General features: G+C 68.7%; 18 protein-coding genes and 2 pseudogenes. 7 read left to right on the top strand and 13 right to left on the bottom strand.

Annotated elements, in window-relative coordinates:
• Positions 1 to 28 precede the first annotated feature (28 nt).
• Both AB0M11_RS27070 and AB0M11_RS27065 read right to left on the bottom strand, forming a co-directional pair.
• Positions 29 to 535, bottom strand: a complete 507-nt coding sequence (locus AB0M11_RS27070; RefSeq protein ID WP_365709855.1) for a SigE family RNA polymerase sigma factor — start codon at positions 533 to 535, stop codon at positions 29 to 31.
• Positions 536 to 650: 115 nt separating this feature from the next.
• A complete protein-coding gene (locus AB0M11_RS27065; protein ID WP_365709853.1) occupies positions 651 to 1,262 on the bottom strand; it encodes a TetR/AcrR family transcriptional regulator in 612 nt (203 codons plus the stop codon).
• 96 nt (positions 1,263 to 1,358) lie between these two features.
• Between AB0M11_RS27065 and AB0M11_RS27060 the strand changes: the two genes are divergently transcribed.
• Entirely contained in the window at positions 1,359 to 2,207 is an 849-nt protein-coding gene (locus tag AB0M11_RS27060; RefSeq protein WP_365709851.1) for an NAD(P)H-binding protein, read from the top strand.
• 247 nt (positions 2,208 to 2,454) lie between these two features.
• Here AB0M11_RS27060 and AB0M11_RS27055 read toward each other — a convergent pair whose 3' ends face one another.
• Positions 2,455 to 3,624 carry a serine hydrolase domain-containing protein gene (locus AB0M11_RS27055; RefSeq protein ID WP_365709849.1) on the bottom strand — a complete coding sequence of 390 codons (1,170 nt, stop codon included), beginning with the start codon at positions 3,622 to 3,624 and terminating at the stop codon, positions 2,455 to 2,457.
• 143 nt (positions 3,625 to 3,767) lie between these two features.
• Here AB0M11_RS27055 and AB0M11_RS27050 point away from each other — a divergent pair, with 143 nt between their 5' ends.
• From AB0M11_RS27050 to AB0M11_RS27040, 3 genes are all read left to right on the top strand, one after another.
• Positions 3,768 to 4,472 (top strand): Clp protease N-terminal domain-containing protein, encoded by a 705-nt coding sequence (locus tag AB0M11_RS27050; RefSeq protein WP_365709847.1) that lies wholly within the window; start codon positions 3,768 to 3,770, stop codon positions 4,470 to 4,472.
• Between the two features lie 84 nt (positions 4,473 to 4,556).
• Positions 4,557 to 5,033, top strand: coding sequence for a hypothetical protein (locus tag AB0M11_RS27045; protein ID WP_365709845.1), 477 nt, complete (start codon positions 4,557 to 4,559; stop codon positions 5,031 to 5,033).
• 136 nt (positions 5,034 to 5,169) lie between these two features.
• Positions 5,170 to 5,982: a class I SAM-dependent methyltransferase gene (locus AB0M11_RS27040; protein WP_365709843.1), complete on the top strand. Its 813-nt coding sequence runs from the start codon at positions 5,170 to 5,172 to the stop codon at positions 5,980 to 5,982.
• A 212-nt stretch (positions 5,983 to 6,194) separates the two neighbouring features.
• Here the strand turns inward: AB0M11_RS27040 and AB0M11_RS27035 are convergent, their stop codons facing one another.
• Positions 6,195 to 7,445 (bottom strand): FAD-dependent monooxygenase, encoded by a 1,251-nt coding sequence (locus AB0M11_RS27035; protein ID WP_365709841.1) that lies wholly within the window; start codon positions 7,443 to 7,445, stop codon positions 6,195 to 6,197.
• On the opposite strand from AB0M11_RS27035, the pseudogene AB0M11_RS27030 reads away from it, so the two are divergent.
• Positions 7,424 to 7,951 (top strand): annotated as a pseudogene (locus tag AB0M11_RS27030) (TetR family transcriptional regulator); the annotation flags it as partial. The gene AB0M11_RS27035 and the pseudogene AB0M11_RS27030 overlap by 22 nt on opposite strands.
• A 163-nt stretch (positions 7,952 to 8,114) precedes the next feature.
• Positions 8,115 to 8,237, top strand: a pseudogene (locus AB0M11_RS27025) (transcriptional regulator); the annotation flags it as partial.
• Here the strand turns inward: AB0M11_RS27025 and AB0M11_RS27020 are convergent.
• The 5 genes from AB0M11_RS27020 to AB0M11_RS27000 form a co-directional block, all read right to left on the bottom strand.
• Entirely contained in the window at positions 8,218 to 8,880 is a 663-nt protein-coding gene (locus AB0M11_RS27020; protein ID WP_365709839.1) for an HAD family hydrolase, read from the bottom strand. The pseudogene AB0M11_RS27025 and the gene AB0M11_RS27020 overlap by 20 nt on opposite strands.
• Positions 8,881 to 8,904: 24 nt before the next feature.
• Positions 8,905 to 11,028 (bottom strand): tetratricopeptide repeat protein, encoded by a 2,124-nt coding sequence (locus AB0M11_RS27015; RefSeq protein WP_365709837.1) that lies wholly within the window; start codon positions 11,026 to 11,028, stop codon positions 8,905 to 8,907.
• On the bottom strand, positions 11,025 to 11,387 hold the full coding sequence (locus AB0M11_RS27010) for a hypothetical protein (protein ID WP_365709835.1): 363 nt from the start codon (positions 11,385 to 11,387) through the stop codon (positions 11,025 to 11,027). Before AB0M11_RS27010 ends, AB0M11_RS27015 begins: the two co-directional genes overlap by 4 nt.
• Before the next feature lie 167 nt (positions 11,388 to 11,554).
• Positions 11,555 to 11,749 carry a hypothetical protein gene (locus AB0M11_RS27005; RefSeq protein ID WP_365709832.1) on the bottom strand — a complete coding sequence of 65 codons (195 nt, stop codon included), beginning with the start codon at positions 11,747 to 11,749 and terminating at the stop codon, positions 11,555 to 11,557.
• A gap of 8 nt (positions 11,750 to 11,757) precedes the next feature.
• Positions 11,758 to 12,609, bottom strand: coding sequence for a helix-turn-helix transcriptional regulator (locus tag AB0M11_RS27000; RefSeq protein WP_365709830.1), 852 nt, complete (start codon positions 12,607 to 12,609; stop codon positions 11,758 to 11,760).
• Between the two features lie 271 nt (positions 12,610 to 12,880).
• On the opposite strand from AB0M11_RS27000, the gene AB0M11_RS26995 reads away from it, so the two are divergent.
• Positions 12,881 to 13,537, top strand: a complete 657-nt coding sequence (locus AB0M11_RS26995; RefSeq protein WP_365709828.1) for an ATP-binding protein — start codon at positions 12,881 to 12,883, stop codon at positions 13,535 to 13,537.
• 77 nt (positions 13,538 to 13,614) lie between these two features.
• Here AB0M11_RS26995 and AB0M11_RS26990 read toward each other — a convergent pair whose 3' ends face one another.
• The 4 genes from AB0M11_RS26990 to AB0M11_RS26975 are packed head-to-tail and all read right to left on the bottom strand — an operon-like array spanning position 13,615 to position 25,095.
• On the bottom strand, positions 13,615 to 15,480 hold the full coding sequence (locus AB0M11_RS26990) for a DUF1998 domain-containing protein (RefSeq protein WP_365709826.1): 1,866 nt from the start codon (positions 15,478 to 15,480) through the stop codon (positions 13,615 to 13,617).
• Positions 15,477 to 18,731, bottom strand: coding sequence for a helicase-related protein (locus AB0M11_RS26985; protein ID WP_365709824.1), 3,255 nt, complete (start codon positions 18,729 to 18,731; stop codon positions 15,477 to 15,479). The genes AB0M11_RS26990 and AB0M11_RS26985 overlap by 4 nt, the downstream gene beginning before the upstream one ends.
• Entirely contained in the window at positions 18,728 to 20,632 is a 1,905-nt protein-coding gene (locus AB0M11_RS26980; protein WP_365709822.1) for a UvrD-helicase domain-containing protein, read from the bottom strand. Before AB0M11_RS26980 ends, AB0M11_RS26985 begins: the two co-directional genes overlap by 4 nt.
• The gene (locus AB0M11_RS26975) at positions 20,629 to 25,095 is read right to left on the bottom strand and encodes a DEAD/DEAH box helicase (protein WP_365709902.1); all 4,467 of its coding nucleotides are present in this window, start codon (positions 25,093 to 25,095) and stop codon (positions 20,629 to 20,631) included. The genes AB0M11_RS26980 and AB0M11_RS26975 overlap by 4 nt, the downstream gene beginning before the upstream one ends.
• Between the last annotated feature and the right edge of the window lie 444 nt (positions 25,096 to 25,539).

Below are 25,539 nucleotides of genomic sequence, written 5' to 3'. Positions count from 1 at the left end.
CCAGACTTGCGGTGTCACAGAATTGCGGTCAGGAGCGGGCGTACTCGGCGAGGTCCTCGCCCAGCAGCTCGCGCAACCGCGTCAGGGCGCGCACGCACCGCGTACGGACGGCGGCCGAGCTCATGTTGAGCGCGCCCGCGGTCTCGTGCACCGAGCGGTCCTCCCAGTACCGCAGGACCACGACGGCCCGGTCCTTGGCGGGCAGCCGCGCCAGCGCGTCGAGCAGGGTCAGCCGCAGCGAGGGATCGCCGCCGGTGTCGACCAGTTCGGGAAACGAGTCCCTGGCCCGCTCCCTGCTGCTGAACCGCCGCCGGTGGGCCAGGAAGGTGCGGGTGAGGACCGTCTGCGCGTACCCGGCGGGGTTCTCGGCACGGGAGACCCGGCCCCAGCGGACGTAGATCCGCCCGAGGGCCTCCTGGACCAGGTCCTCCGCGAGGTAGGTGTCCCCGGCGGTCAGCAGACAGGCGGACCGGTACAGATGCCCGGCCCGCGCCGCGGCGAACTCGGCATAGTCCTCCCCCAGCCTCTGACTCATCCGCAAGCTCTCCCCGCTCCCTGTTCCTGACCCCGCCTCGGCACGACCGCGCCGCCGTTCCACCTCACTGATGCGGTGGGCCGGGAAAATGTTTCAAAGGATTCTCAGGGGAGGCTCACCGGAGCGAGTCGAGCCAGCCGAGCAGGCGGGCTCCCTCGCGCGTCATCACCTCCGGGTCGCGCAGGGCGTGGGCCAGGAGCGACATGCCCTGGTAGCCGGCGACGAGGGTGAGGGCGAGGTCGTCGGGGTGGCGGAGGCCCTCCGGGCCGCCCTGGCCGGAGAGCGCCATCTGGCGGAACTGGCCCGCGGCCCAGTCCAGCAGCCGCCGGATCACCGCACCGGCCTCCGCGTCGAGGGTCCCGTCCTCGCGCTTGCCGAGTTCGGCGGCGAGGGTGCCGGTGGGGCAGCCGTACCGGGCGGCGACGTCCCGCTGCCCGACCCACGCCTCTATCAGCGACCTGAGCCGGTCGCGCGGGTCGGGCAACCGGTCGAGCCGCGCCGTGAGTTCGTCGAGGTGTGCGGTCTGTTCGGAGAGGGCGGCCCGGACCAGCTCGTCCTTGGTCTTGAAGTAGTAGTACACGTTCCCGACCGGGACCCCGGCCTCGTGCGCGATGTCCGCGAGGGTGGTCCGCTCGACGCCCTGCTCGTGCAGGACCTTGGCGGCGGCCGCCGCCAGTCGCTGCCGCTTCTGCGAGGCCCGCGCCCGCCGGTCCACTGAGTTGGTCACCCGACTGACTATAGACACCGGCGTGGTCGAGCGTGCTAGCGTCTGCGTCGGCCAAGTGAGTCAGCCAACTAACTAACTGAAACAAGGGAGACAGCAATGATCACGGTGACGGGCGCGACCGGCACCATCGGCCGGACGCTGGTGCAGCTGTTGGCGGAGGCGGGGGAGGAGGTGGTCGCGGTGTCCCGCTCCCCCCGGCAGGCGGCGACCGACGTCCAGGGCGTCCGATGGGCCCAGGGTCATGTCGGCGACGCGGCGGGCATGCGGGCCCCGCTGACCGGCGCCCGAGCCCTGTTCGTCGTCCTGGGCGGCACCCTCAACGCCTGGGGCGAGCCCCCGGAGCTTCTGCTCCGCGCGGCCACGGACGCCGGCGTCCAACGGGTCGTCCTGGTCTCCTCCCAGGTCAGCGCGACCCGCCCGGAGGCACCCTCGCACGCCCGCCTGCGTGCGTACGAGGCGGCGGTACGCGCGTCGGGCCTCGACTTCACGATCCTGCGCCCCGGCGGCTTCGCGTCCAACGCCCTCGCCTGGGCCGAGACCATCCGCGCCAAGCGCACGGTCTTCGCCCCCTTCGCCGACGTGGCCCTCCCGGTCGTCGACCCGGCGGACATCGCGGCGGTGGCGGCGACGGCGCTGCGCGAGGACGGCCACGGGGGCCGGGTCTACGAACTGACCGGCCCGGAGCCGATCAGCCCGCGACAGCAGACGGCGGTCGTCTCCGCGGCCCTCGGCGAGGAGGTGACACTCGTGGAACTCTCCCGCGAGGAGGCCCACGCGGCCATGTCCCGCTTCATGCCGGAGGAGGCGGTCACGGGCACCCTGGACGTCCTCGGCGCACCGCTCCCGTCGGAGCTGAGGATCAGCCCCGACGTGGAGACCGTACTCGGGCGCCCGGCGGGCGGGTTCGGCGGCTGGGTGGAGCGCAACCTGCCCGCGTTCCGCTAGCGGTGTGCCGGGCCGACCTGCCCGCGTCCCGCCGGCGCTGTACCGGGCGCCCGAGGCTGAGGGTGGGGGTCGCCGAGCTGGTTGCGCCCGAGGCTGAGGGTGGGGGTCGCCGAGCCGGTTGCGCCCGAGGCTGAGGGTGGGGGTCGCCGAGCCGGTTGCGGCTGACGGTGGGGCGGCCGAGCCGGTCAGGCCCCTCCCCGGCCCCCGCCCCCGCCCCCGTCCCCTCCTCCTGACTCGCCCCGCCCGCTCAGAGCGCCGCCCGCACCGCCTCCACGAGCGTGGCCGCCCGGGTGTCCTCGGCCCCCTCCACGATGCTGTTCATGACGTACCCGAAGGCGATCCCGTGCTCGGGGTCGGCGAAGGCCAGCGAGCCGCCGCGGCCGGGGTGGCCGAAGGCGCGGGGACCGGTCAGCGGGTTCGTCTCGACCGGCAGCATGTACCCGGAGCCGTACCGGATCGGCAGCATGATGACCTTGTCCACCCCGGCGGCCTGCTCCGCGGTCGCCGACGCCAGCGTCTCGGGACTGAACAGCCGTACCCCGTCCACCTCCCCGATCAGCGCCGCGTACATCCGCGCGAGGCCGCGCGCGGTGCCGATCCCGTTGGACGCGGGCAGCTCCGCGGCCTGCACCTCGGCCGAGTTGAAGTCGATCTCGACGGGATCGGTGACGGCGAACGCCCGGTTGCTCAACGACCCCGGGTCCTGCAGCGCGGCGACCAACTCCCGCATCTCCGGCGGCACCAGCTCCAGCGGTACGGCGCCCAGGTCGACCTCCGGCTTCGGGTACACCATCCGGCTGACCCGCCCGCGCTCGGCCGCCGGCAGCCCGATGAAGAAGTCGAGGCCCAGCGGCCCGGCGACCTCCTCGGCGAAGAACCGGCCCGGCGTACGGCCGTCCACCCGCCGGACGACCTCCCCGACCAGCCAGCCGAAGGTCCGCCCGTGGTACCCGTGCGCGGTGCCCGGCTCCCACGCCGGCCGCTGCGCGGCGAGCGCGTCGGCCATCGGCTGCCAGCGCAACGCGTCCGCCAGCGGCACGGGCGGCTCGACCGTGACCACCCCGGCCCGGTGCGACAGCAGCCACCGCACCGGGATCTCCGCCTTCCCCGCGGCCGCGAACTCCGGCCAGTAGGCGGCCACCGGCGCGTCGAGGTCCAACTCCCCGCGCTGGGCGAGCAGGTGGGCGACGGTGGCGGTGGCGCCCTTCGTCGCCGAGTACACGAGCTGCAAGGTGTCCCGCTCCCACGCCCGCCCGGTGTCCGGATCGGCGACCCCGCCCCACAGATCCACCACCGGCCGCCCGTCCCGGTACACGCACACGGCGGCCCCGACATCCCCCCGTTCCGCGAAGTTGGCGGCGAACGCCTCCCGCACACCCTCGAACCCGTCCGCGACTTCCCCGTGAATGACCGTCATGCCCTCATCCTGACACCACGCCCACCGGTCCCAACCAGTAACCAGCGCAGATCAGTTGCTACCGCGGAGCCGACGTCTGACGGGCCGTAGGAAATCGTCAATTACGAGTTGACGATCCAAGATCGTCAATTTAAAGTTGACGCATGAGCCCACTCGACATCAGCCTCGCCGACCTGATCGCCCGACTCGACGAGGAACTCCCCGACACCAGCGAACTGGCCCGCGTCAGCGAGGCCCGGCTGCGCGCCCAGACCCTGTCCGACCTCGGTGACCAGCTCATCGACCACTACGTCAGCAAGGCCAAGCAGAGCGGCGCGTCCTGGACCGAGATCGGCGACGCCATCGGCGTCACCAAGCAGGCCGCCCAGCAACGCCACGCGCCCACCGCGTTCGAGCGGTTCACCAACCTGAACCGGCACAGCATCGTGCTGTCCCAGGAGGCCGCCCGCACCCACAAGCACGGCACCATCGGCACCGAACACCTCCTGCTCGGCCTCCTCGGCGAACCGAACGGCCTCGCGTACGAGCTGCTGCTCGCGAAGACCGGGTCCGAGCAGCCCATCCGCGACGCGATCGGGGAAGCCCTGCCGCCGGCCGGGAGGAAGGCTCCCCGGGGCCACATCCCGTTCCACGAGCAGAGCAAGGAGGTCATCGCCCAGGCCCGCCGCGCGGCAGCCGACCTCGGCCACGACCGGGTCGGCACCGAACACACCCTCCTCGGCCTCGTCCGCGTGGCCCAGAGCCCGGCCGCCCGGATCCTGCGCGACCTCGGCTTCACGTCGGAGGAACTCCACGAGACGGTGAAGACCGAGAGCCCCAGGCGCCGGGCCGCGGGTGACAGCCGGTGACGAGGCGATGAACCGGCCCGGTCTGCCCGACGTGAGACAGTCGGGCACCACCGCCCACCGCACCCTGCCGAAGAGAAGAGCATCATGAGAGCGCTGCCCGCCGTCACCGGTCGTGAAGAGTTCGACGCCCTGGTCGTCAGGACCGACTACGAGGACGACCGCGCCTGGCAGGACGTCATGGCCGCACTGCTGGCGCCCTGGGGCGACGGCGCGTACGAGGCGTCCGTCCACTTCGTCGACGACCCGGCCTGGGCGGACGCGACCGCCGAGCAGATACTCCCCGTCGTCTCCGCCGACGAGAACCTCGCCGTCGTGTTCCTGGCCGACCGGACGACCATGGGGACCGGGGACCACCCGCTGCTCGCGGTCACCACCCTCACGCGCGAGGAATGCGTGGACGACGAGGACTACGACCGACTCACCGAGTTCGGCACCGAGTTCCGCACCACCCCGGCCGGGGTCCACGACATCCACGCCAACCTGAGCATCGGCAACCTGGGCTTCGAGGAGTACGCGGCCTTGGCCCACGACGACGCCGAGGGGCTCTACCGGTCCGCCTGAGGGGGACCGCGGTGCGATCAGAGCTCTTGCACCGAGTTCGGCGCCGTCTTGGTTCCCCCGGCCCTCGCCGATCGGGTTCGCCTGCGTCGGGGCATGATGGTGCAGCCGTGGCGGCTGTCGTCCAGGGAGGAAACGGTTGGCGGAGACGGTGTTCGACGAGTCCGAGCGGCGGGCGTGGGCGGGCCAGGCCGACGCCTACGCCGCGAGCTTCGCCAAGCTCTGCGCGTACCCGGTGCCCGAACTCCTCCGAGTGGCCGAGGTTCGGCGGGGCGTACGGCTCCTTGACGTGGGGACGGGCACCGGCACCGTTGCCGCGGCCGCCTGCGCGCGGGGAGCGAGGGTGACCGCGGTGGACGCCGAGCCGGGCATGGTCGCCCGAGCCGCGCAGGCGGCCCCGGAAGCCGACGTGCGGCTTGCGTCGCTGCCCCGTCTTCCGTTCGCCGACGCCGAGTTCGACGCCGTGGTCGGCAACTTCGTCCTCAACCACGTCGGACGCCCCGGTGAAGCGCTGCGGGAGCTGCGCCGGGTGACGCGCCCTGGTGGCCGCATAGCCGTCACCGTCTGGGCGGTCCCGCCGGCTGCCGGGCAGGCACTTCTCGGCAGGGCAGTCCAGGCGGCCGGCGTCGTCCGCCCCGCCGACCTGCCGACTCTCGCGCCCGAGGACGATTTCCCCCGCTCCGAGCAGGGTTTCGCCGCGTTGCTGGACGAGGCCGGACTGCTGAACCCTGCGTGCGGAACCCTGGTCTGGAACCACCGGACGACCCGCGAGGAGTGGTGGAGCGGACCGGCGGCCGGAGTGGCGACGATCGGCCAGCTCGTCACTCGCCAGGCCCCAGCGGTCATCGCCGAGATAAAGGAACACTTCGACCTTCTGAGCGGCGAGTTCACCGGCCCCGACGACGTACTCGTGCTGCCCCACGCGGCGCTGATCGCGCATGGTCAGGCATGACGTCGCCTTGTTCGTGGTCTCGTGGCCCGTTGAGAACGGCATGCTGCCGAAGATTGACTTCCCTGCACTGCTGCCGGAGGGCGCCGAGCTGACAGGGATGTGCGGATGTCTTCACGCACGTCTCTGGCGCCGAATCCGGCATGGACGGCTTCACCACCCGTCTGTGGGCTGTTCTGCTGACGGAGGCGTGCAACGTCGGCGTGACACTGCTTTCAGACGGCGCTGATCGGCGCCGGGTTCTCGGGGAGCTGCCAGCTGCCGCCGCGGTCCTCCTTCGAAAAGCGCGCGGCCAGATCGGGAACGTGCAGGAAGCAGGCCAGTGCGGTGGCGGCGTGGAAAGCGTCGATCGCCCGCTGGGTCATCGGCATGCCCAGGCGCAGGAGACGCGGATTCACTTCGCCCTGTATCTCGTCGACGAATGGCCGCAGCACACTGTCGTAGCGCGCCAGTGCGGTCGGCACGTCGCCCGGGTGCCGATTGATCTCGCCGGCCAGGACGTAGGCGCCCACCAGGCCGCCGGAGACGCCCATGCCGCTGTAAGGGGAAGCGCAGTGGGCGGCGTCGCCGACCAGGACCACGCGGCCCTTGGCCCAGGTGTCGGTCCGGACCTGGACGATCTCCTGGGAGTAGAAGAACGGGCTCGTCCGCATGCCGTCGATGAAGCGCTCGGTCTGCCAGCCCGCGTCGCGGAACCTGCTCGCCCAGAACTCCCGCTGGCGCTCGACGGGTTCCCGGTGGATCGCCGAGGCCTCCTCGGATTCCTCCCGCATCACGAAGTACACCTGGGTCTCGGTCGGGTTGTGGCTGCGGCGCATGATCTGACGGCCGCCCGGGACCATGTAGGTGTCCCGGACGTTGCTGTCGGACGCGATGCGCGGGATGAACCAGTAGGCCATGTGCATGCCGACTCGCCAGTAGGGATCGAAGCCCTCAGGGAGGATCGCCTGCCGGATGCGCGATCCCTGCCCGTCCGCGCCGACCAGGAGGTCGAACTCGCCGGAGGACCCGTCGGAGAAATGCGCGAGGACCTTGTGTTCGTCCTGTTCGAACCCATCCACGCTCACGCCGAAGACGTACTCGGTGTCGTCCTTCGCTGCGTCGTGCAGGATGCGTACCAGGTCACCGCGCATGATCTCGTACTCGGACGTGAGGGTCTGCCGGCCCCGGCCGGAGGTGTTGGCCATGATCGTCGCCTTGGCTCTGCCTCGCGCGTCGACGAAGGCGACACCCGCTTCGTCCACCAGCTTGCCGCGGACGGCGTCAAGAAGTCCCATCCGCTCGACGGCCTCAATGCCCTGCCCCCGGAGGTCGACCTGCGCGCCGGTGGCACGCAGCGCCGGAAAGCGTTCGGCGACGGTCACCTTGTGGCCGCCCCGAGTGAGCCAGAAAGCCAGCGCCTGGCCCGCTATCCCGCCGCCGGCGACAAGGACGCGCAAGGGGCGTGCGCCCGATCCCTCGGCCATGCCCGTACCCCCAAAATCTATCAGTGAATGATTTCGCTCCAGGCTTGCCTATCGGTGATAGATTTGTCAACGTGACCAAGGTGAACCGTGAGATCGTCGTCTCCGAAGCGCTCGACCTGCTCGACGAGGTCGGGCTGGACACGGTCAGCACACGGAGGCTGGCGAAGCGGCTGGGCGTCGAACAGCCCTCGCTCTACTGGTACTTCCGCACCAAGAAGGACCTCCTCGCCGCGATGGCGGAGGCGGCGATGGCACCGCATGCGGCCGCCCCGCTGCCGACGCCCGAGGACGACTGGCGCGACTGGTTTCTGGACAACACGCGAAGCTTCCGGCGCACCCTGCTGATGCGCCGCGACGGCGCACGCCTCCACGCGGGCAGCACCCCGGCGGGCGACCTCGATCGGATCCGCCGCAAGATGGACTTCCTGGTCAGCTCCGGAGTGCCCGAGCGGGACGCGCAGATGGCGATGCTGGCCGCCGGCCGTTTCACGGTCGGCAGTGTCCTGGAGGAGCAGGCGGACGCCGGCCCCGCCGACGGCTCGGGTCCACCGGCGGACATGCCGGCGATCGACCACGAGTCGGCATTCGAGGCCGGCCTGACCCTCATCCTGGACGGCCTGGTGCACCGCGCCGCGGCACGAACCACCGCCCTGCCGACAGACGATCGACGGCATGGACCGGGTGCGCGAGGTACGTCGGGCGCTCACCCCTCACCAGGCCGAGCGCTGCGTCCGTGACCTCGACGACCGCCTGTACGACTGGTCGACGACTCTCAGCGCGCTGGGTCGTTGAACTCCCGGACGAGTTCAGGAAGTTCGGTGAGCGCCGCGACTCGGAAGGTCGGCAGCTCTCTGGCCTCGGCGTCGTTCCACTGAATGGTGGCCCAGGGCCCGCGACGTACGAGCGCGGTGTGCATCCCGGCCTGTCGGGCAGGGCGGATGTCGTTGTCGCAGCGATCCCCGACGTAGAGAATCTCGCCGACCTCGAACGGCACGACGCCGGCGACCCGCTTGAAGAACTCCGAGTCGGGCTTGCCGGCCCCCCAGTCGTCGGACGTGCCGATCAGGTCGACGTCGTCGGAGAACAGGTCCCGCAGGATCCGTCCCGCTCGGACGGTCTGGTTCCCGGCGATCCCGAGCCAGAGCCCGTTCTCCCGAAGACCGGCGAGCGCGGGCCTGACGTCCGCGTAAAGGTCCTCTTCCCCGAAGGACTCCGGCTGCCCCGCGGCTGCCCGCCTCTCCCGCTCCTCGTAGAGTTCGAACCCGGGCCGGAACTCCTGGAAGACCTCACGGTAGTCCCGCCCCTGCGCGATCACGGCACCGAACATCGCGTGAAAGGTATGCCGAGGCACACCGAGCCAGTCGGCCCAGGTCCCGTACTCCCTGGTCTCGTCGACCAGGCACTCACCTACGTCGAAGACGACTGCTCGGATCATGAGAGGAGGGTAGCCGCCATTTCTCTATGACTCTCGAAAACTTTCCAGAAGTTGTCTGGCGTGCATAGTCCACGGATGGCCCGGACCAAGGATCCTGGTGCGACCTCTTGCTACTTCTTCCAGATGTTCGACCGCTTCATTTTTTTCGCCGAGGGCGTGCAGAATCACACCCAGTGTCTGGCGAGCGTTGAGGGTGATCGGGTAATCGGTGCCGAAGCGGTGTGAGAATTTCGTGAAGGCGGATCGAATGTATGGTAGGGCTTCCGCCGGGCGCCCAGCGCGGTTGAGTGCAAAGGCGCAGTTGAGTTCTGCTCCGAGGGTGACGGTGTGGACTTCGCCGATCTCACGACGGCATTCGATGACCAAGTCCGGTCCTGCGTCGACGTCTGAAGACTGCGTGGAGACTTCCAGAAGGTTCGAGCGCGCGTTGAGTGTGAGGGGATGCGTGGGGCCGAGTACGTGAATGTACCCCTCCGCTGCTCGTCGGAACAGCGAGATGCCCTCAGATCTGCGGCCGAGAACGACAAGGGGACTGGCCAGCTTTGCGCAAGCCGCCAGTGTGTCTGGTGCTGACGGCCCCAGCGTCCGTTGGCAGTCCTCCAGGACTCGTTGAAAAATTGCTTCGGATTCCTCGAACCGTCCAAGCCGGTAGAGTGCTCGCCCCACACGCTGGCGTAATCTGATGAGCCAGATGTCGTCCTCGGGCAAACGGGTTTCCAGCAGTTCGCCGGCGAGTCTGGCCAGACTGAGCACTGACAAATAGTCACCACTTCGATGAATGGCCGTGACGAGCCGAAGGGCGCATTCTGCGGCGGTTTCCAATGTCGGCTGACTGGTCGCCCAGCTCGTCGTCCTTCGTAAAAGGGCAGTTACGTGCGGCGCGAGCAGGTTCACCACGGGGTCCTGCGTCCCTCGGTCGGGCTCCTCCGGCAAAAGGCGCAGACACAGGCGAGCCGTAACCGAGGAGAGTTGCTCCTGCTGGTCGGCGGGTACGGCTCTGGCGACGCTGTCGAGGAGTACGCCATGGGTGCGTAGGCAGCGCAATTCTTCGGGCGCCAGCTCGGTCAGCGAGTGGTCGATGAGCCCGCGCAGAGCCGACTCGACCCGAGATGCCGGGAGCAGTGGTCCGAATTCGGCACCGAGCAGCACGGGCAGCGGTAAGGGATCACTGGCCCAGCAGGCGAGAAGACGCAGCAGATGGCCCGCTTCGGGCAGCCCTTGTGCGGCGAGTGCGTCGAGAGAGAGCTGCCAGGTGCGACTGGGCAGGTGCCGAGTATCGCCACCGATGGCTGTGGCCCCTTGTTCGATGAGGTCGATGGGGTCGTCACCTGTGCCGCCGCCGTCGAGCCGACGGCCGTAGTCGGCAAGGCTCCACGGATCGATCACCTGGTGGGAGAGGAATCCGCCGGCGAGGGTGAGTGCCAGCGGGAGGCGCCCGAGGCGGTCGGCGACCACCGCCGCATCTTCGATCGACCCGGCATGCGGTGCGAGATCGCGTAGAACGAGGGCGGCATCCTCACGTGGAAGCACTCCGAATCGGAGCAGTTCCGCACCGGGCCACCAGTGCGTCGCCGCCTGCCGGGTGGTGACGACCACGGTGCCGGTGGAGCTGGTACGCAGCCAGCCGCCGGCGTGGAGGATGGCGGGATCGTCGGCGTTGTCGAGGACCAGAAGCCAAGAACGGTCGGAGTGGTCGAGGTAGTGCCACACGAGATCGGCGGCGGGACGCAGCCCGCTGCGTGCTCCGACCAGTTCGCCGTCGGTGGCTCCTCGGTCAGCTGCAACGGCGAGCATGCCGGCGCGTAGAGAGGCAGAGTCGGAAGCGTTCACCCATAGTCCGAGCCGGCCCACCTGGTCGGTGGCGTACTGGAAGAGCGTGTAGGCGACAGCGGTCTTGCCGCAGCCGCCCAGACCGTGAAGGACATAGGCGCGGTTGCCGACGCCGGTTTCGACGGCGGCACGCAGACGGTCCATCTCTCCGACTCGGTCACGGAGGACCAAAGGCATCCGTCCGATCTGTGGGCGACGCACGGAGTCCGGCCCCGACCAGTCCGGGACATGATGATGGTGCTCGGTGATGTACTGGTCGCCGGTGGATTGGTAGACGCGGCCGTGGCCGTCGGCGCGGGCGTCGTTGTGACCGCTCACCGGTGGTCGAAGGTCTGGTCGCGTCCGGCCTGGTAGATCCGAGCGTGGCCGGATGCGGTGGCGTGCTGAGTCACCGATGGGCCCGTGGGCGTGTACGGAGCAAGGTCCTCCAGCAGCCTTCGCAGCGCCTCGGTCTCCTCAGGGTGCGCGGCGAGCAGTCGCCGTATGCGGCCCTGCCACTCCGTCCCCAGCTCACCGCGGGATTCGAGGTCCCCGCCGGCCTGCGCGGCCAGCAGGTCTGCTCGGGTCAGGTCGAGTTCCGTGGAGATCGCCTCGGCTCGCTCCGGCTCGGCACGGCGCCACAATGACGCGATACCGTCCCTGGCGCGCTGCCACACTTCGGTCGTCAGCAAGGTCACCAAGGTTGTCCCTGCCGTGCCCGCAAGCATGGCCGTCTCCGGATCCATGAAGCCGCCCCTTTCGACCCGTCACTCCCCGATGCCACAGAGTAGTCGGCGGAGTGATCGACTGCACGGCCCACCGTTCACCGCCTCCGCTGTGCAGGTGTGTTCTGGCCGGGGGTGCCTCATCCGAGCAGGTGGTCCGCCTTGCCGGACTTGATGTCGAGAATCATGGACCGCAGGGCATCCCGACTGTCGGTGATGAAACGGTCCTCCTGGCCGTTCACCGCTATGAACGCGTTGCCGAAGTCGTCGACGCCCAACCGGAAGCACGAGTTGCCTTCTCCGCAGAACGGCTCTTCCCACTGAATCTCTGGCATGAGGTCCCCTAGAGTTCGCGTGCGATGGCGTGGATGAAGGCTCTTGAATCGTCGGGGGACAGCGCCAGTTCCTCCAACCGGTCCAAGTGAGCCCGGTACTTGGTCAATTCTGCCTCTCCGTAGAGGAAGTCCGGGCCGTGGGAGTTGTCGATCTGTACGGTGTCCAGCCGTTCCGTCGGTCCTTCCGCGTACAGAACGGTCTGCCCTGCGCCTGGAAAGGCTCCGCTGCTGAAGGGGACGGCCAGAACGGTTCGCCCGTCATGCTCGGACTGCTCCAACAGGTGATCGAGTTGTGCGCGGCTGACCCCGGGGCCGCCGAACTGCATGCGCAGCGCCGCCTCGTGCACGATCCCGGTGAAGGCCGGCGCGGTCTCGGAGGTGAGGACCTCCTGGCGGTTGTTGCGGTGCGCCGCTCTCAACGCCACTTCGTGTTCGGGCAGTGGCGGCAGGACGGCACGGAAGACCGCGAGGGCGTAGTCGGTCGTCTGGAGCAAGCCAGGAATGTGAACCGTGCATGCGGTGCGCATGCGAATGGCCTGCCACTCGAGCTCGGCGATGTCCAGCAGCCCTTGAGGAAGGGTGCCGCGATACGTCTCCCACCAGCCCGAGGTGCTGGGTGAGGCCATTTCGACGAGGGCGGCCACGTACTTCTCGTCGTCGCACCGGCAGTGGTGAGCCAGGGTGCGCAGGCGCTCCTCGCTGATGCTCCGAACCCCCGACTCCATGTTGGAGATCTTTCCTCGGTCCACGCCCAGGAGGTTTGCGGCCTGCTCCGCAGAGACGCCTGCGGCCAACCGCATCCTGCGCAGCTCATGACCGAGGCGCCTCTGACGTTGCGTCGGTACTGCCCTCGGGGCCATGTCGATCCTTCCGTTCCGGCTCGTGGAGCAGTCTGCCGTGCCGGACGGCTCGCCAGCCACGATCGAGCTAATTTGCCCGAGGAGGTGGCAAATTTGCCAACCAGTCTCCTAGCTTGGACGTGGCGCCGCTCGCGTGCACAGCGAGCAGAAGCGCATCGCGCATGTCTCCCTGTTCTCTCCTGCCCTGGGAGGGGCGGCCTGCGCCAGGGTGACAGGCCACTGCTTCACGAGCAGCGCGACCAGACCAGACAGGTGACGAGGGAGTTGGGACATGGACTGCGGTGGATGTACGTCGAGAACGCCTTGGGATCTTTCTTTCCCCGCCGAGCCGGCAGAAGTGGCGGCGCTGCGGCGCCTGCTTCGAACTCACCTGAGCCTTTGGGGGCTTGCAGAGCTGGCGGAGTCGGCCCAGCTCTGTCTGAGCGAACTCGTCTCCAACGTGATCACTCACGTGGGCCCCGGTACCCCGACGACGCTGGCGGTCTCCATCAGCGGTACGTGCCTTCGAATCGAAGTCCATGATCCTGACACTCGGGCTTTACCGCGTCCGACCAACTCGGCCCCCGATGCCGAGGCGGGGCGCGGTATGGCCCTCGTCGCCGCGGTGGCCGAGCGATGGGGCGTCCAGCTTCTGCCCGACCGCAAGATCACGTGGGTCGAACTCGCATCGGGACTGCCGGAGGCGAACGGCCACAGCAAGGACGTCAGGGTCTCCAGAGCCGCGAGTTGTCTGCACCTCTACAGCGCGGGGCTGCCGACGCGTCTGGCGGGACCGAGCAGGCTGAGCGTCCTCGCGGCGGAGGAGGTGGCGATCGACGTCATCGCCGATCTTCTCCACTGGCTTCGCGCCCATGGCCATGACGCGGATATGGCGCTCGACCGAGCTCAGATGCAGTTCGAGGCGGACACGCCACGACCCGCGCGGTGACGGGCGGCTACCTGAGCCGTGAAAAAGGTGAAGACGCCGCCATCCGCGGCGGCGTCTTCACCAAGCCGGCGTGGTCGTCAGGGGTTCAGGATGCCGCCGAAGAAGCCCACTTCGGGGTCGTCAGGAGTTCCGACGAGCAGAGCGCGGTCCAGGAGGATGTTGTTGTGCTCGCAGCTCGTCTCCGGGAGCATCACACAGGCGTGGCAGGCCGCCAGGTTGATTCCGCCCGCGCCGGACGCCTCGGTCTCCATGCAGAGCGGGTCCGAGGAGCACCACTCGGCACGACGGACCGCCGAACGGACCGCGCGAGCCAAGATCTCCGGCTCACCTTGAGCGACCAGGCCACCCAGGCTGCCTGCGGAGTCGCTCGTCGCCGTGTAGACGAGCACCCCGGCCATGTCGTCAGCGGCGTACAGACGCTCACGCAGGGACGCGGCCGGGTAGCCCGCCTCCAGGCTCCACTCGTTGATGAGGACGTGGGCCAGGGTGTGCAGCAGCACCATGCGGGGGGTGGCGGGGGAGGGGACTACGCGGCTCGGGTCGTCGGCCCGCTGCTCCAGCACTCGCTGGTGGGCGGTACGCATCCGCTCGACCCGGGCGGCCACCGCCGGAGCCTTCTCCCAGGCATCCAGCCGGTCCTCGTCCAGCCGGAGGAAGACCCCTTCGCCTCGCACCTCCATGGCAGGAAGCCAGCGCAAAGGGCGTTCGGACAGAGGCATCTCCTTGGAGTCGGTCGTCGACTCGGCGTCGACGAGCCGGGTGAACGCCTTCAGGGCGCGCACCTCGCGGAGCTTCTTGACCAGCATCGGGCCGGTGACGCCGAGTGGGTCGAGCACGCTCCGGTCGCCCAGGGGGGTCTCGCAGACGAACTGCTCGTCGCGAGTGTGCTCGCTCTCGTCGTTGCCCGCGCGGAGACGCTCGTACTCTTTGTTGCGAAGGGCGCGGTAGCGGTGGTCGAAGGTAGGGGCCGCCTCGCCGTCCGGGTCTTCCTCGCGCTCCGCGTCGAGCAGTGCCATCACCTCGTCCAGCGGTACGGGACACTTTCCCTTGAACACGCCTTTGAGGTAGATCTCCACGTGGGCGCGCTCGTCGTACTCACGAAGGGCGTCCCAGTGTTCGGCGAGTGGATCCGCGCGGCCGTCGCTCCACGGCGGAATGGAGAGCGCAGACTTGAGCACTGGTTGCCATACCGCGGACGAACCGCGCTGCAACGTACGCAGGGGAAGTCCGCAGTCCTGAGCAGGGGCGGACGCACCGAGCCACGGACGGGGCCCTCGGCACTTGAGGCCCAGGTCCTTGAGAGCGGTCCTGCGGAAGGAACCCTCCATCGAGACCTCGGGAGCCTGCCCACAGGTGCAGGAGACCAGGATGGAGCGGAGCGAGGCAGTGTGCCCGGACGTACGCAGCTTGAGCTTTCCTCCGCACTGTGCCGTCGGCGAGGCGCCTCGGTCTTTGGAGCGGTGCACCCACTGCCAGTACGGAAACTCGCCGAGATGTCCGGCCTCGCATGCGACGACGAAACGGGAGGGAACCAGGTCGACCTCGCACGTGCCGCAGACGCTTCTCCCGGTGGGCGGGTTGAAGTCGCGGTGCCGCTGCAGGTCGTTGCAATCAGGGCAGGAGTGCATCAAGGGGAAGCGACGGGCCCGGAGGCCGTCCCTGCTGGTGTCGTCGGAAGCCGGCGGCAGCCGGAAGTAGTCGACGTCCAGCAGCCGAGCCAGTCGCCGTTCGTGGATTCGGGGGGACTCGTCACGGCTCCAGCTCTGCTCGGCCTCGTCGAGCCCTGACACGATGAAGGACTCGTGATCGACGGCGATGAGCGAACCGACGCCGTACGTGGTGATCGCCTGGGCACGACGGACCGCACCCCGCCGCGGAAGGTTGTGTGCGGGTGCGGCGCCGTTCGTACCGGTGCGGCGACGGCGGGCGGGAGGCGGGGTCATCGGGTTCCCTCCATGAACAGGGCGGTCTCGGCGTCGACGTCGCGCAGGCTCCACAACGTGGACCATGCGTCCACGTCCTCGGACTCGTCGTCGTACGCCTTCAGCAGTGAAGGAGTACGACGGCCCCTCTGGGGCTCGAACAGCAGGCCGCCGTGGATGTCGGCTTCCTTGCACCACCAGTCGACGAACTCGTCGAAGGCCTGGGACACGGCGTCGCTCTCCTGCGGCGTGACCGCCTCGACGCGCTCCAGGAGGATGGACTTGACCCGGCCCCGGAGTACATCCTCGTAGGACTCCACTCGGCCTGCGCCCTCGTTGGGGCGGGCGGCGGGGATCATGATGCGGGCAAGGGCCACGATCACCGCGTGCAGGCCTCGGTCACGAGCACGGGCTGAGAACGGGGTGACGGAGGTGGACTCGACCTCGCGGTACAGGGCCGAGTGGAAATGCTGGAAGCTCTCGTAGTGCGAACGGTCCCGAGAACGCGTCGAGTTGAGCATGACCGCCACCAGGCCGGGGTGCGCGCGGCCGACCCGGCTGGTGGCCTGGATGTACTCGGCGGTCGTCTGCGGCTGGCCCATCACGGCCATGAGACCGAGACGGTCGACATCCACGCCGACCGCGATCATGTTGGTGGCCAGGAGGACGTCCACGGCGTCGTCGTCGGGCCACCGCTTCTCGATGCCCTTGAGGCGGGTGGGGATCTCGCTGGCGTCGATACGGCTGGTCAGCTCCGAGTAGTTGGCGATCGAGCGGACCTCCACCCCCTCGCGCGCGGCGAGCAGCTCCAGATAGGCCACCACATCGTCATGGACCTGCAGTTCGGCCGCGGACAGCAGTCGGAGGCTGTTGAAGTAGCCGACGAGACTCCAGTACGCGTCGCGCACATCGTCCTCGGTCTTCGCCTGCTTGGCGCGGTGCAGCAGGGTGGCGTACGTACGAATGAGCAGGGTGGACTGACTGGTGCCCGGGGCCAGGAGGCCGACGTAGCGGCGACTCGCCTTCTCCTCGCGCGGTGTCTCCACGGCGAACCACGAGTCGCGGGCATCCAGGCCGGCGGGCGGGAACTGCCGTACCTCACGGGCGAAGAGGTGGCGTCCCTGGTCGGCGGCGCGACGGATGGTCGCCGTGGAGGCGATCACCTTGGGCCGGGCGGCGAGAGCGTCCACGGCGGTTTCGTACAGGCCGGTGAGAGTGCCCAGTGGCCCGGAGATCAGGTGCAGCTCGTCCTGGACGATCAGCTCCGGGGGAGGAGTGCCGTCCGCCGGGTCATCGAGGTTGAAGAGCGCGGAGGTGGCCGGCCGCCACGGCATCGAAGCGAACTTGTCCACGGTCGCGATCACCAGCGTCGGCCGTGCGTCGTACACCGCCTCGTCGATCAGGTGGACGGGCAGGCCGTCGGTGAAGTCGCAGCCGGCGTCGGGGCATCGGACGTACATCCGCTTGGCGTCCTCGTCGACTTCGTAGTTCCGTGCGTCGAGGCGGGTCCCGCACCAGGGGCAGGCATGCAACTGGACGGGATTCTCCGTGGCGAGGCGCTTGTCGAGGTTCCTCCGCAGTTCGTCGAGCTTCAGGCCGGCCGCGGCCAGCGTGTTGGGGGTCGCGGAACGCCCCACCCACATGCCGACGGAGAACTCCTCGTCGCCCAGCTCGGGCGTGCGGCGTCGCATGTGCTCCATGGCGCAGAGCAGAATCGCCGCTCGCTCGAACTGCTGGAGGGTGAGCAGCCGCAGGGTGTAGCGCATGAGGACGGTGACCCCGCCGCCGTCCGCACCCTTGCGGATGCGACGCAGGAACGACGTGAGGGCGATCAATCCGAGGTAGGCCTCTGTCTTGCCACCACCGGTGGGGAACCACAGCAGATCGGACACCTGCCGATCGTCGTGTGCGGGGTCGTCGATGCCGGCCAGGCAGAGCAGCAGGAACGCGATCTGGAACGGACGCCAGCGGCCGGCGGCCAGGACGGGGGAGCCCACCCGGCCGTCCTTCACCCATTTGCTGCGGGCGCGTTGATCTGCCATGGCCCGGTTGGCGAGGCGGAACGCCTGCATGAGGTCGCGCTTGGTCCTCAGCAGCTCGATGCCTTCACGGATACGGCCGAGTGCCTCGCGACAGGCGTTCACCTGGTCTTGCGCGGGCTTCTCGTGGACGGTCCCACGCAGAGCTTCCGCCTCGGCCGACTTACGGTCGATCCAGTGTTCGTATCCTGTGGCCAGCCCTTCCAGCGCGGCCAAGACCTCGGCATCGGACTGTTCGGCCAACCCCAGCATCGACAGTGCCGAGCTGTCGATCTCTGGATTGGAGTCGGTCAGCAGCACCTCCACCGTGGGCACGAACTGGCTTCGCACTTCGGGGACAGCAGGCGTTTCGGCCTCGGTCATACCGATCGGCTGGGGAGTCCAGTCCCATTCGGCGGCACATCCGTGGCCGACCGCGAAGGTCGGGGCGTGGCGGTGCAGCAACCGACTCGTGGCGATCTCCGGGTCATGGGCGGCGGCCGGGGCCGGACGCTCGACGAAGGCGGTGGAGCCGTCGGCTGCCCGGACCGTCAGACCGCACTGGAACAAGGAGAAGGCGTCCTGGAGATCCCGCTCGCCGATTTTCTGCCTATTGATCAGTGTGACCGTGACCGTGACCGTGTCGTTGACCGGATCGACGGGCCGGACGTTGACATGCAACGCGGCCTCCGGGGTGAGCTCGATCGTCTTCTTGGGATCCGGTCGAGTCACGTCGATGGACTGGTCGGGGAGGTCGAGTTCCCTGCGTCGCCACTGCTCCCGCTGGTCGTCCGTGGTGCGAGCCTCGGCGCGGCGGGCCGGCACGGGCTTGCCGTCGGTGTCGGTGGGGTCGTAGACGGCCGCGCGGGCGGAGACCACGATGACCCTGCTTATGGTCGGGCGGACCGCGAAAGAGAGACCCATCGAGGAAGGACGCCTGTCCCCTGAAGCGCCTACCTCCTGTGCGGTGCCGGAGTCCTCGACCTCGTCCCGGGTGAGCAGAGGCGCAGCGTCCAGGCCTTCCTGCTCGGCCGCGTCCTCGTCCTTCCGTTCCTTCGCGGCTCTGTCCGCCGCACGCGGATACAGCACACCGGTCAGATAGCGATCGATCGGCGCGTCCTGGGTGAGTACCTCGTCCCAGTCGTCCGGCTCGGCATCCGTCGTGGGGCCGAGGAGTTCACGGCGGAGCCCCGCAAGGAGCTCCTCGTCCCGGACCCGGTAGTGCTCCGAGTGTGGGCCTGCCACCTGCGTCATGCGCGCTGCTCCTCGTTGTCCTCGGCTCTCCGGTACCGGCCGATGCCGGTGATCCGCGGGGTGATCCACACACCTCGGGCACCGAGTCCGGCGTTCGTGCCGGCGGCGGTGCTGCCTGTCACTGTCTCCAGGGTGTCGATCCGGAGGTCGTGGATCTCGTCGGGCCACCAAGGGTCCCAGGTACGGTTGACCTTCTGTACCTGGAAAAGATCCTCGCGGAACCGCTGCGAGGCCTCCCCGATCTCCCTGCCCTCGTGCATCAGGGCGTACGGCGGGCTCTCGACCTCGCCCATCGGCAGGTCGTGGCGCTTGCGCAACAGCACCTCCTGACCGGGGCGCACCTGTTCCAGGAGGTAGGTCTGGGTGGCGACGGCGTCGCTGTGACGGCCGGGCGGGTCGTCCCGGCAGACGTCGCCCGCCTCGGCGACGATCCCGTACCTGTCGTACGACCGCCACGACCCCAGATAGCGACGGCCCTGGCTCTGACTCCCCGCCCGCTTGAAGTGCGGCAGTTCGGGAGGGGCCACGTGGTACAGATCCTGGCGGGCACGGGTCATGGCCACGTACAGGGCGCGGACCTCGGCAGGGAGGTCCAACTCGTCCTGGTAGCGCTTGTGGAGCTCGGCGAGGGTCGGTGGCGTCAGAACGATCACCCGGTCGAACTCCAGGCCCTTGGCCCGATGCACCGTCGAAACGACGATACGGGCGTTCTCCGGGTCCGCCGCTTCGTCCGGGAACCTGCCGTCGGCGACCGCACGGCGCAGCCGGTCCAGATCGAGCACCCCGCGTCCCGCTCCGCGCGCGACCCTGCGCAGCACTGTCCACAGAGCGGCGACGTCAGGTTCGTAGGAAAAGGGGATCTCCGAGAAGAGCGTACGGAACCGGTCCTCGGTGAGGCCGGTCGCTTCAGTACGGCGAAGCAGCTCGGCCACCCAGTACGGCACCGGACGCTCCTCCAGCGGACGCCGCAGCCGGTGGTCGATGCCGTGCGCGAACAGCAGGCCGGAGACCACGAGGGCCTGCTGGTTGTCACGGGTGAGGACGGCGCAGGTGTCGGAGAGGTCCCGCAGGCCGTCCAGGGTGAACTCCTCGTCGAGGTCGCCCATGCCGTTCGCCGGATCCAGGAGGAGGTCGCGCAGTTCGTCGTAGAGCTTCCCGGCCTCGTCCGGGTCGGTGACCTGCTGGAGAAGAGGGCCGTGCGCCAGAGCGATCCGGGCCTCGTGCGTGGTGGCGCGGAAGTTCCGTGTGAGGCGCAGCTCCACCAGGTCGTCGGGGTAGGAACAGCGCAGCCAGTCGAAGAACCGTCCGGTCTCGTCTGCGCGTTCCCCCAGGTCCTCGATCTGGAAGCCGTACACGGACTGCGCGGCGTCCCCGACGACGGTGAACCCGCAGCTGTCCTGATACCGGTCGAGAAGCGTCTCCACCAGCTCACGGCGCCCGCCCAGCAGGTCCTGCACCTCGTCGATCACGACATGGGCCGGTGGCAGCGCCTCGCCGAGCTCCAGCGCGCCGTTCTCGATTGCGCGGGTCGCGGCGGCGATCCGTTCGTCGAAGCCGACAGCCCCCCACTCGCCGTCCGGATGGGCCTGGAGGAGCACCTCGTAGGCCCACGCGTCGAAGGTACGGGCGCGTACCCGGTGCGCTCGCTCGCCGTGCCGAGTGATCCGTTCGCGCAGTTCCCGGGCGGCGGCCCGAGAGAAGGTGAGCACCAGGATCTCGGCTGCCTCCAGCGCCTGGTCCGGGTCCTCGTGGCCGCACAGTGCGTCGAGCCGGCGCACCAGGGTGTGCGTCTTGCCCGCTCCGGCGCCCGCGGTGACCAGGACACGCGCGTCCCAGGGCTGTTCGACCACGGCCAGTTGCTCGTCGGTGAGCGGGGGGCTGTCCTGGTAGACGTCGGTCACTTCCGGCTCCAGAGATGCTCGAACTGGGTGAAGGCGAGGTGGGTGTCGAAGTTGGCGATGTTGTCGCTGACGTTGAGGATCAGGCAGCTCTTCTTGCCGCCGTTGAGCGGTCCGCGCAGTCCACGACCGATCATCTGCTGGTACACGTTGGTGCTGTAGACCGGCCGGGCCACGACCACGGCACGAGTGGCAGGTGCGTCGAACCCCTGGGTGAGCACACCGTAGTTGGTGAGCACCCGGATGCGTTCGTTCCGGAAGTTCTCGATGCGGTTGCGGCGGTCCTGCGTGCTGGTCGTCGAGTCCACCGCCGCGGAGGGGACACCCCGGTCGTTGAGCATGGCTGCCAGGTATTTGGCGTGGTCGACCGAGGTGGCGAAGAGCAACGTCGGCCAGTCTTCCGGAAGTTCGGCCACCGAGTCGACGATGCGCCGACTGCGTGCGTGGTCGTCCGCGAGTCGCTGTTCGGCGGAACGGGATAGCACGGCCATGCGATCAGCGTGTGTCTTCTCGTCCCGGGTGAGTTCGATACGGCCGCCCTCGAGGGTGCGGTGCTCGACCTGGGCGAGCATGCCCCAGTCCTGGAGATCGCGATACGGGTCACCCGACGGGAAGACCCCCTGGTCGAGTCGTCGGTTGCCGAAGCGGCTGACCAGGCGGCGGGTCTCCTCCTCGTTGGTGTTCCTGAAGGGGGTGGCGGTCAGGCCGAGAAGATGCCGGCCCGTCTCGTACTGGGTGAGTCCCAACTGGCTCAGGATCTCGGTGTACCGCTTGGAGATGGCAGTGTGCGCTTCGTCCACGATCACCAACGCGGCCTGGCGCAGCCAGGCGTACTGGTCGGTGCCCAGGCACCGTTCCAGCTTGGCGTCCGTGGCGACGACAAGGTGCGGGTGATCGACGACGTTGCCGACCTCGCTCGTGCTCCACAGCCGGCTGATGGTGAGCGGACGTTCGGCGCCGACCTTGCTCCAGACGAACTTCCAGCTCTGCACGGCCTGTTCGCACAGCTCCTCGGTCTGCGCGATCCACAGCAGCGGGCCCTTGAGGTCTCCGACCCGCTTCACCCAACGGATCACGGCCTCGGCGGTGACCCTGGTCTTGCCGGCACCGGTCGGCAGCGACAGCATGCCGCGCTGTGGAGCCAGCCGGTCCAGCATCGTGGAGATGTTCCGGACCAGGTCCTCCTGGTAGTCGTGGAGGCGAGGGAAGTCCCGAGGGCCGTCCACGGTCTCGAACGGAGGCAGGGACGGTGTCCTCGAACCCGCGAACGAGATGGGCAGCCTCATCTCCGACACGAACGCAATGGCTGCCGATGATCCCCCGTACGCGACCGGCGCGTTGGGAAAGCGCGCCTGGATGTCCCGGGCGTGCTGCTGGAGGACTCCGTCCCCGTGTGCGTTGAACGCCATCTGCGCGATCCGGCGCCCGGACGGCTCCACGCCGTCGGTCGCCTGCATCTCGGCCTCCATCAGTCCCTCGGGGAGACCGGCCCGGAGCGCGTCGGCACCGATCAACAGCTCGATCTTGGTCACCACGTCCGCGGCCTCGCGCACCGCCTTCTGCGCCGCCTGCAGCTCGCTGTCACGAGCCATGCGGTCCTGGTGCTCCAAGACCGCGCGGCAACCGGCGGCACCGAGACCCAGGCCGAGTTCGCGGTCGATGAGGCGCAGCATCGGCTCGGGCTCCAGCGGCACGCGGACCTTGACGGTGCTGTCCTGGCGCACGGCGTCCAGAGGGGAAGCATGCGTGCCGTTGGGTGTACGGACGACCTCCTCCAGTGCGCTGCACCGTTGCACCGTGCTGTTCCGTTGCCCGCTGCTCAGGCGTTGCCGCAGCGCAGGGAACAGTTCGACCAGGGGGACGGGGTCACCCTCGGGTTCTTCACGGGTCTCCCGGCTGATCACATCGGCGTAGCGGAGCATTCCCCACTTCTCGATCATCAGCTCGGCATCCTCGGCGGTCGGCACGAGGAGCGCAGGGAGCTGTTCGGCGCGCAGCGCCCGGTACTGAGCGGCACCGACGGCGATCGTGATCTCGTCGTCGGGGCGGGTGCCCCAGACATCGCCGATCCGGCAACGCGTCAGGGAGTCCTCGGGGAAGTCCGCCCCGAACCGGGTCAGCATCACGTAGGTGGTGCCGACGAAGGAGTCGTCCTCACTGCGGGTCACCTCATCGAGGAGCGCGTCCCAACGGTCGGGCGGAACCTCGTCGACGGTGGTCGGGAGTCGCAACCTGCGGGCCTTCTCGGGCGTGATGTCGGCTACCGGCAGCACGTCCCGGTAGCCGTCGAGCTGGGGGCCGACGGCCTCCTTCAGCGGCTTGATCCCCTGGGAGGTGTCGACTGAGCCGAACTTCCTCAGCATCCAACGGATCGGCGAGGCCACCGCCTGACGGGTGCTGGTCTGCGCGCCGACCTGAAGTGTCCAGTTGTCCACGACGGCGTCGTCGGGCAGCACTTTCAGAAAGGCCGCGCGGGACTCTTCGGAGAGGGCGCGGAACAGGTGGAGCGGGCCGCCGATCGCCGCGCCCTCGACCTTCATCCGGTTCAGCGTGGGGCGCGGGGCGCGACTGTCCAGGCCGCGTAGATAGGCGGCATGGACGGCTACGCGGTACTCCTCGAACCATGCCTCGCCCGCCTGGGGCTGCACTCCGCCGGACGGCCGCTCCCGCAGACCGACCTGGGAGAAGAACGGGGTGTCGTCGGAGTGGAACGTCATGTCGACGGCAATGCTCGGGTCGCGTTTCGCGTCGACGACGACGCCCGGCAGCATGCAGTCCTCGACCGGCCTGAAGCGCTTGTCGGCTGTCCGCACCCGGAGCGTCGAGCGTGGAGCGGGCACACGCTCCAGGACCTTGTGGGCCAGCCGACGGACTCCCGCCTGGCGGAACAACTCCCAGAACCGCTCCCAGTCCGAGTCGCTGTAGTGGTCGAAGCCCTGGTCCAGGACGCTGACGAACCTGCCCTCGACATCGGCCTCCCGGATTCCCAGGGTGTTGAGAGCGTGAGCGAGCGACGGATCCTGTGCAAGCTCGTCGACCACGTACACGAGGGCCTCGCGCAGGCCGCCCTGGTCGGCACGGCGGAACACCTTGCCGTGTACGGGGGCGACGAGGCCGTGCTCCTCGGTGAGCACGATGTGGGCCTTGCGTGCCTCCTCGGCGTAGGGGGAGTTGGCTTCGATCATGTCCGCAAGGATGCGAATGGCCACAGCCGAGGCTTCTGGGGTCCCGCTCTCGACCAAGGCCTCCAGCCACTCGCGGACGTCGGTGCGTTCGTGTCCGGCCGCGGCCATGATGTGCTCGACCTTGCCCGAACGGATGGCGTCCGCCTCCACACTCGGATGCAGCCAGTTCGCGGGGCGCCCAGGGCACTCGTTCCACATCCGCAGCCAACCGGACAGCTTCTTGAGGTCCCTGTCGAGCCGCGGGTGGATCCGCAGTTCGGCAGGGACACGCAGGACGCCGTCCTGGTCGGGCAGGGACGGCCGGTCCGCGGTGCGGGCCCAGATCTCCCGGGTCAGGAACTCGTCGGCCCAGCTGATCGCCTCTTTGACGCGGCCGGGCAGCAGGGGGAGGTAGGCGGCCGGATCCTCGGAAGGTGCCAGAGTCGGAAGGGAGTCGACGACCAGCTTCGCCGACACTCTGATCATCTCTTGGTTGAAGGGGGAGGAGTCCAGGAGGTTCTGCCGATCCTCGTTGGTCTTCCACGCGCCGTTGAGAATGCCGCTCAACGACATTTCGTACTTGGTCGGAAAGAAGGACCAGAACTTGCCGCGTCCCCGCGAACGCGGGCTGACGTAGAGGCCGCTCTCCGGATCCTTCTCCAGGGCGGGGACACCCCAGGAGAGATCGAGCAGAAGCCGGTCGTGCAGCTCTCCGGCATCCGCCCGAGCACTCGGACCGGGTTCGTGCGTGGTGCTGAACACGCGCCACCGGTCGGTGGCGACGGCCTTTCCGGTCCGCTCCTCGACCAAGGTGTGCAAGTCGCCGGCCTGACGGGCGGTCAGCGTTCGGCGAGCCATGGGCCGAGGCCGACGATCCTCCAGCACGACTTTCGCGACGTGCGGCGAGAAGAGCTGGAAGCCCACCGGGAATTCCTCGCGAGGCTCACCGTGGTCCTTGGCACGACCGCCGTGCATGTCTCTGCCCAGCCGTTCGTCGGCCTTGGGGAGCAGTGGCAGTCGAACGACAGTGGTGGCCCAGTCCAGCAACTCGTTCAGGACCTGGTCGGCGGTGCGCTCGGCGTGCACGTCGAGGGGGCGAGCCATCCGCAGCACGGGTGCGTCGAACTCCGGGCCGTAACGCGCCGTCACGCCAGGTACGGCCTTGATCTGTTCGTGAGACCAGGCACGGTCGAACCCGAAGCTACCTGTGCTGCTGAAGAATTCAGGTGCGTCGGTCACCACGAGGACCGATTTGACGCCAACTCCGAAGCGTCCGATCTGCCCTCCACGCTTCTTCGACATACTCATTCGAAGAATTGTCTCCGCGCCTTCCGGAGTGACTGGATTTCCTTCGTTCGCGCAGTACAGGTGGGTTTCCGTGAGAATTATGTAAATTCGCCCGCCCGGCTCGTCGGTCATCTCGTCCGCCGCGTTCTGGACGAGTTCGAAGAGCTGGCGGTCGCCATACCCACCCTGAGTGATCCGACGCTCTCCATTGGCGTGTTCGGCCACGAGGCCGGGGTCCACCGCATAAGTCTGCAGGACGCGTGAGGACTGTTCGAGAACGGTTTCTTCTACCGAAAGGGACGAAGGCGGCACTGCTCTGCACTCCTGGGGCGTGAAGGTTCCGAGTTGAATGTCAGTGGTGGGACCGGCCGCGCCGGCTTCTTGGCCGCCGCCGAGGTGATGGTGATCTTCTTGGCGGAGGCGTCGACCATGTCGGTGCCCTCGCCGTAGAGGAAGGGC

This window comes from Streptomyces sp. NPDC051987, assembly GCF_040680735.1.
In the GTDB taxonomy this organism is placed as follows: domain Bacteria; phylum Actinomycetota; class Actinomycetes; order Streptomycetales; family Streptomycetaceae; genus Streptomyces.
Note: the sequence above shows the minus strand (reverse complement) of the source record. Positions and strands in the feature narration are given on the sequence as shown.

Coding starts and splice junctions, on each gene's coding strand:
- AB0M11_RS27070 (WP_365709855.1), bottom strand. CDS start 535: ATGAGTCAGAGGCTGGGGGAGGACTATGCCGAGTTCGCCGCGGCGCGG.
- AB0M11_RS27060 (WP_365709851.1), top strand. CDS start 1,359: ATGATCACGGTGACGGGCGCGACCGGCACCATCGGCCGGACGCTGGTG.
- AB0M11_RS27055 (WP_365709849.1), bottom strand. CDS start 3,624: ATGACGGTCATTCACGGGGAAGTCGCGGACGGGTTCGAGGGTGTGCGG.
- AB0M11_RS27050 (WP_365709847.1), top strand. CDS start 3,768: ATGAGCCCACTCGACATCAGCCTCGCCGACCTGATCGCCCGACTCGAC.
- AB0M11_RS27045 (WP_365709845.1), top strand. CDS start 4,557: ATGAGAGCGCTGCCCGCCGTCACCGGTCGTGAAGAGTTCGACGCCCTG.
- AB0M11_RS27035 (WP_365709841.1), bottom strand. CDS start 7,445: ATGGCCGAGGGATCGGGCGCACGCCCCTTGCGCGTCCTTGTCGCCGGC.
- AB0M11_RS27020 (WP_365709839.1), bottom strand. CDS start 8,880: ATGATCCGAGCAGTCGTCTTCGACGTAGGTGAGTGCCTGGTCGACGAG.
- AB0M11_RS27005 (WP_365709832.1), bottom strand. CDS start 11,749: ATGCCAGAGATTCAGTGGGAAGAGCCGTTCTGCGGAGAAGGCAACTCG.
- AB0M11_RS27000 (WP_365709830.1), bottom strand. CDS start 12,609: ATGGCCCCGAGGGCAGTACCGACGCAACGTCAGAGGCGCCTCGGTCAT.
- AB0M11_RS26995 (WP_365709828.1), top strand. CDS start 12,881: ATGGACTGCGGTGGATGTACGTCGAGAACGCCTTGGGATCTTTCTTTC.
- AB0M11_RS26990 (WP_365709826.1), bottom strand. CDS start 15,480: ATGACCCCGCCTCCCGCCCGCCGTCGCCGCACCGGTACGAACGGCGCC.
- AB0M11_RS26985 (WP_365709824.1), bottom strand. CDS start 18,731: ATGACGCAGGTGGCAGGCCCACACTCGGAGCACTACCGGGTCCGGGAC.
- AB0M11_RS26975 (WP_365709902.1), bottom strand. CDS start 25,095: ATGTCGAAGAAGCGTGGAGGGCAGATCGGACGCTTCGGAGTTGGCGTC.